Origin of the sequence: Actinacidiphila acidipaludis (assembly GCF_019890725.1) — a bacterium.
Classification (GTDB): domain Bacteria; phylum Actinomycetota; class Actinomycetes; order Streptomycetales; family Streptomycetaceae; genus Actinacidiphila; species Actinacidiphila acidipaludis.
Genome location: NZ_JAINZZ010000118.1, coordinates 1 through 4,959, shown reverse-complemented (window position 1 = coordinate 4,959; position 4,959 = coordinate 1). Strand labels below are relative to the sequence as shown.

Here is a 4,959-nt window from a genome sequence, read left to right as displayed (position 1 = left end):
TGACGGTTACATCGCCGCCATGGAGTGGCGGTTCGCGCAGGGCAGCGGATTCGACACGCCCGGGCCGGGCGTGGCCTGGGCGCGCCAGCGCATTCCGTTGGTGGCCGGTGAGGAGGACTCCCCGCTGACCCGGGCCCTCACCCTCGCCGACAGCAACTGGGCGATCGCCTCGGAGCTCGACTTCGTGCGACGGCTGGTCATCAACACCGACATCACCGTGGCGCTCCACCGGGATCCGGTGGGGGAGTGGCTCTGCCTGACGTCCGCCACCGCGGCCAGCCCCGGTGGTTCGGGCCTGGCGTCCGGCCGGCTCGACGACCGGCTCGGGGACTGCGGCCGCGTGGTGCAGACCCTGCTGGTCGCCGAGCGCTGACCCCGCCGCGGGGAAGGCTGTAGGCCAGGCAGGCCCCGCTGCGGCCTTTCGTGGTACGCGCGTCCGCCGGGCGGGTACCCACCACTCCTCCCCGATGCGGCAAAGGAGCGGCGTGCTGTGGATGCTGTGGAAGTCGAGGTCAGCCTGCGGGTCGACGGCCGGCAGCGGCGGTTGACCCTGGACACCCGGACCAGCCTGCTGGACGCGCTGCGCGAACGCCTCGGCGTGACCGGTCCCAAGAAGGGCTGCGACCACGGCCAGTGCGGGGCCTGCACGATCCTGCTGGACGGCAGACGGGTGAACAGCTGCCTGGCCCTGGCCGTCGCCCATGACGAGGCCGAGATCACCACCGTCGAGGGCCTGGCGGACGGCGACACCCTGCACCCGCTGCAGGAGTCCTTCGTCCGGCACGACGGCTTCCAGTGCGGTTACTGCACGCCGGGGCAGATCTGCTCCGCGGTCGGGATGCTGACCGAGGCGGAGGCCGGCTGGCCGAGCGCGGTCAGCGCGGACCTGACCGCACCCGTCGAACTGACGGACGCCGAGATCAGCGAACGGATGAGCGGCAACCTGTGCCGCTGCGGAGCCTACGCCGGCATCGTCCCGGCCATCGCGGAGGTCGCGCGGTGAGGCCGTTCGACTACCGGCGCGCGGACGACATCGACGGGGCCGTCGCCATGCTCGCCCTCAACCCCTCGGCCGCGTTCCTCGGCGGCGGCACCAATCTCGTCGACCATCTCCGCCTCGGTGTGACGGCGCCGGACCTGCTGGTGGACGTGACCCGCCTGGGCCTGGACCGGATCGAACCGCTGGCGGACGGCGGGGTGCGGGTCGGTGGCACCGTCCGCAACAGTGACCTGGCCGCCGACCGGCTCGTCCGGGAGCGGTACCCGGTGCTCGCCCAGGCCCTGCTGTCCGGCGCGTCCGGTCAGCTGCGCAACCTCGCGACCACCGGCGGCAACCTGCTGCAGCGCACCCGCTGCGTGTACTTCCAGGACGTCACCACCCCCTGCGGCAAGCGCGAGCCCGGGTCCGGCTGCTCCGCGCTGCGGGGCTACCAGCGCTACCACGCGATCCTGGGCGCCTCGTCGGCGTGCATCGCCACCCACCCCTCGGACATGGCAGTCGCGATGGCCGCGCTGGACGCCGTGGTCCGGGTGCGCGGGCGGGACGGCGAACGCGCCGTCCCGCTCACCGACTTCCACCGGCTGCCCGGCGACGAGCCCCAGCGCGACACGGTGCTGCAGCACGGCGAGCTGATCACCGCGGTGGACCTGCCGCCGCTGCCCGAGGGCATGCGCTCCCGCTACCGCAAGGTGCGTGACCGGGCCTCGTACGCGTTCGCGCTGGTGTCGGTCGCGGCCGTCCTGGACGTCCGCGACGGGACGGTGGCCGATGTGCGGATCGCGCTGGGCGGTGTCGCGCACAAGCCGTGGCGGGCGTCCGTGGCCGAGCGGGAACTGCGCGGCGCCCCGGCGACCGCCGACAGCTTCCGCAGGGCCGCGGACGCGGAACTCGCCGCCGCGGAACCGGTCGAGGGCAACGCGTTCAAGGTGCCGCTCGTCCGCGGCACGCTCGTGGCGGTGCTGCGCGAACTCAGCGAGGAGACGGCCCGATGACGACGACGGAACAGCGCCTCACACCGCGGGCGATGGGTGTCCCGCTCGATCGCCTCGACGGCCCGGCGAAAGTCACCGGGACCGCCCGATACGCCTTCGAGCATCCCCAGACGCAGCCGCTGTACCTGCACCCGGTGCAGGCGACCGTCGCCGCCGGCCGGATCACCGCCATCGAGACCGGCGCCGCCGAGGCCGTGCCGGGCGTGCTCGCCGTCCTCACCCACCTCAACGCCCCGCGGCTGGCCGACACCAGCGACGGCGAACTGGCGATCCTCCAGTCCGGCGGCGTCGCCTTCCGCGGCCAGATCATCGGCGGTGTGGTCGCCACCAGCCCGGAGACCGCCCGGCATGCGGCGAGCCTGGTGCGGACGGCGTACGACGAGCAGCCGCACGACGTCGTGCTGCGCGCCGGGCACGAGGGCCTGTACGCCCCGGACAGCGTCAACGGCGGCTATGACACCGACCAGGTCCAGGGCGACGTCGAGGCGGCGCTGGCGTCGGCGGACGTGACGGTCGATCAGACCTACACGACGCCCACGCTCCACAACAACCCGATGGAGCCGCACTCCACCATCGCCGTCTGGGACGACGGGCAGCTCACCCTGTACGACTCCACGCAGGGCGTGCACATGGTGCGCAAGTCCGTCGCCCCGCTCTTCGGGCTGGACCCCGAGCAGGTGCGGGTGATCTCCCCGCACGTCGGCGGCGGCTTCGGCTCGAAGGGCAACGCGCACGCGCACGTCGTACTCGCCGCGATGGCCGCCCGTCAGCTGCCCGGCCGGCCGGTGAAGCTCGCGCTCACGCGGCAGCAGATGTTCTTCCTCGCCGGCTACCGCACCCCCACCCTCCAGCGCGTCAGGCTCGGCGCCGACCGTGACGGACGGTTCTCCGCGATCAGCGTGGAGGCGATCTCGCAGACCGCGCGGATCAAGGAGTTCACCGAGCAGACGGCGGTGGCGGCCCGCATGATGTACGCCGCGCCGAACCGCCGTACCACTCACCGAGTGACGCGGCTGGATGTGCCCGTCCCGTCCTGGATGCGCGCGCCCGGCGAGTGCCCGGGCATGTTCGCGGCCGAGGTGGCGATGGACGAACTCGCCGAGGCCTGCGGGCTCGACCCGGTCGAACTGCGCGTGCGCAACGAGCCGGAGACCGACCCCGAGACCGGGCACCCGTTCTCCAGCCGCAACCTGGTGGCCTGCCTGCGCGAGGGTGCGCGGCGCATCGGCTGGGAGCGGCGCGACCCCACCCCCGGCGCGCGACGCGAGAACGGCGCCCTGGTCGGGCTGGGCGTCTCCGCCTCGGTCTACCCGGTCTTCCGGATGCCTGGGTCGGCAGCGCGTGTCCGGGCCGAGGCGGGCGGGCGCTACACCGTGTCCATCGGCGCGGCCGACCTGGGCACCGGCACCTGGACGGCGCTGACGCAGATCGCCGCGGACGCGCTGGAAGTGCCGGTCGAGCACGTCGACCTGCGGATCGGCGACACGGCGCTGCCGCCGGCCACCGTGGCCGGCGGCTCGTCGGGCATCACCTGCTGGGGCTCTGCCATCGTGCACGCCGCCCGTGAACTGCGTGGGCAGCACGGCCGGTCACCCGCGGAAGGCGCCGAGGCCGTCGGTGAGACGGGCGACAACCCGGACACCGAGCGGTACGCCATGTACGCCTTCGGCGCCCAGTTCGCCGAGGTCCGGGTGGACGCCGACACCGGCGAGGTGCGGGCGCCGCGCCTGGTGGGGGTGTTCGCGGCGGGCCGCATCATCAACCCGAAGACGGCAAGGTCACAGTTGCTGGGTGGGATGACCATGGGGCTGTCGATGGCCCTGTATGAGCAGAGCCACGTCGACCCGTCCATCGGTCAGGTCGCCAACCACGACTTCGCCGAGTACCACATCGCCACCAACGCCGACATCGGGAGCCTGGACGTGTCCTGGCTCGATGAGGACGATCCGCACGTCAACGCGATGGGCTCGAAGGGGATCGGGGAGATCGGGATCGTCGGCACCGCGGCGGCGGTGGCCAACGCCGCCTACAACGCGACGGGCGTCCGGATCCGGGACCTGCCGGTCACGCTGGATGCGTTCCTGAGCTGATCTCGTCCCGGCGGCGGGCGTCCTCCCGAGTGGCCGTGCCGTGGTCGTGGACGGCGAGCAGCGCGAGGAGGTCGGCGACGGTGGGGCCGGCATCGGCGGGGTGGCGCAGGACGGTTCCCTCGGGGATCTCGTACCGGTTGGAGCGGCCACTGCGGGTGTGCATGAGATAGCCGTCCGTCTCCAGATCGGCGATGATCTTCTGCACGGCACGCTCGGTGAGCAGGCACCGCGCGGCGATGTCACGTACCCGTACGCCGGGGTCGCGGGCGATGGCGGCCAGGACGCGCGCGTGATTGGTGAGGAAGGTCCATCCCGTCCGAGGGTGCAGGGCATCGTCCATGCACGACATCGTACGACGTACCATTCACGTCAGCGCATACGTGAACCTATTTTCGTGTATTCATTGACGGGTGAGCTTCGCGCCAGCATCCTGGACTGACCTGACCAACCGGCTGCCGCCCTCGAAGGGGAACGGTGTGTGATGATCGGCATCGAGCTCGTCCCGACCGCCAGCGCGCCCGCGCAGCCCACCGCGCCTACGTGTCCCTCCGAACCCGCCTCCGGCTCCGTCGTACCGCCGTCCGGCACCATGATCAGGGACCCGCACTCCACCCTGGAGGTGCGGCTGACCGAGACGGCGGGCCGCGCCCGGGCCGCCGTGCACGGTGAGATCGACCTCGGCACCGCGCCCCTGCTGCAGCGCGTCCTCGGCGAGACCCTGCGCGGCGCGCACGGCGGCCTGGACGTCGACCTGGACGGCGTCGACTTCCTGGACTGCTCCGGTCTGAACGTGCTGCTGCGGTTGCGCGAGGAAGCCGAGGAGACGGGCGTCCCGCTGCACGTCACCCGGATGTCGCGCGCCGTCCTGCGGGTGCTC

At 72.6% G+C, this 4,959-nt stretch carries 5 protein-coding genes and 1 pseudogene; 5 read left to right on the top strand and 1 reads right to left on the bottom strand.

The window, feature by feature from the left end; all coding sequences use genetic code 11:
• The 4 genes and pseudogenes from K7862_RS36810 to K7862_RS36795 all read left to right on the top strand — a co-directional run.
• A pseudogene (locus tag K7862_RS36810) lies at positions 1-373 on the top strand (acyl-CoA thioesterase domain-containing protein); the annotation flags it as partial.
• Positions 374-499: 126 nt separating this feature from the next.
• The gene (locus K7862_RS36805) at positions 500-1,003 is read left to right on the top strand and encodes a 2Fe-2S iron-sulfur cluster-binding protein (protein ID WP_222970119.1); all 504 of its coding nucleotides are present in this window, start codon (positions 500-502) and stop codon (positions 1,001-1,003) included.
• Entirely contained in the window at positions 1,000-1,992 is a 993-nt protein-coding gene (locus K7862_RS36800) for an FAD binding domain-containing protein (RefSeq protein WP_222970113.1), read from the top strand. Before K7862_RS36805 ends, K7862_RS36800 begins: the two co-directional genes overlap by 4 nt.
• Positions 1,989-4,082: a xanthine dehydrogenase family protein molybdopterin-binding subunit gene (locus K7862_RS36795; protein WP_222970111.1), complete on the top strand. Its 2,094-nt coding sequence runs from the start codon at positions 1,989-1,991 to the stop codon at positions 4,080-4,082. Before K7862_RS36800 ends, K7862_RS36795 begins: the two co-directional genes overlap by 4 nt.
• Here the strand turns inward: K7862_RS36795 and K7862_RS36790 are convergent.
• A complete protein-coding gene (locus tag K7862_RS36790) occupies positions 4,057-4,422 on the bottom strand; it encodes a helix-turn-helix transcriptional regulator (RefSeq protein ID WP_222970109.1) in 366 nt (121 codons plus the stop codon). The two genes, K7862_RS36795 and K7862_RS36790, sit on opposite strands and share 26 nt — an antisense overlap.
• Before the next feature lie 141 nt (positions 4,423-4,563).
• On the opposite strand from K7862_RS36790, the gene K7862_RS36785 reads away from it, so the two are divergent.
• Positions 4,564-4,959 (top strand): STAS domain-containing protein (locus tag K7862_RS36785; RefSeq protein WP_262414373.1); only part of this gene is annotated, 396 nt, incomplete at its 3' end.

Bases quoted from the DNA above. Each gene is read 5' to 3' on its own strand.
- K7862_RS36795 (WP_222970111.1), top strand. From the start codon at position 1,989: ATGACGACGACGGAACAGCGCCTCACACCGCGGGCGATGGGTGTCCCG.
- K7862_RS36790 (WP_222970109.1), bottom strand. From the start codon at position 4,422: ATGGACGATGCCCTGCACCCTCGGACGGGATGGACCTTCCTCACCAAT.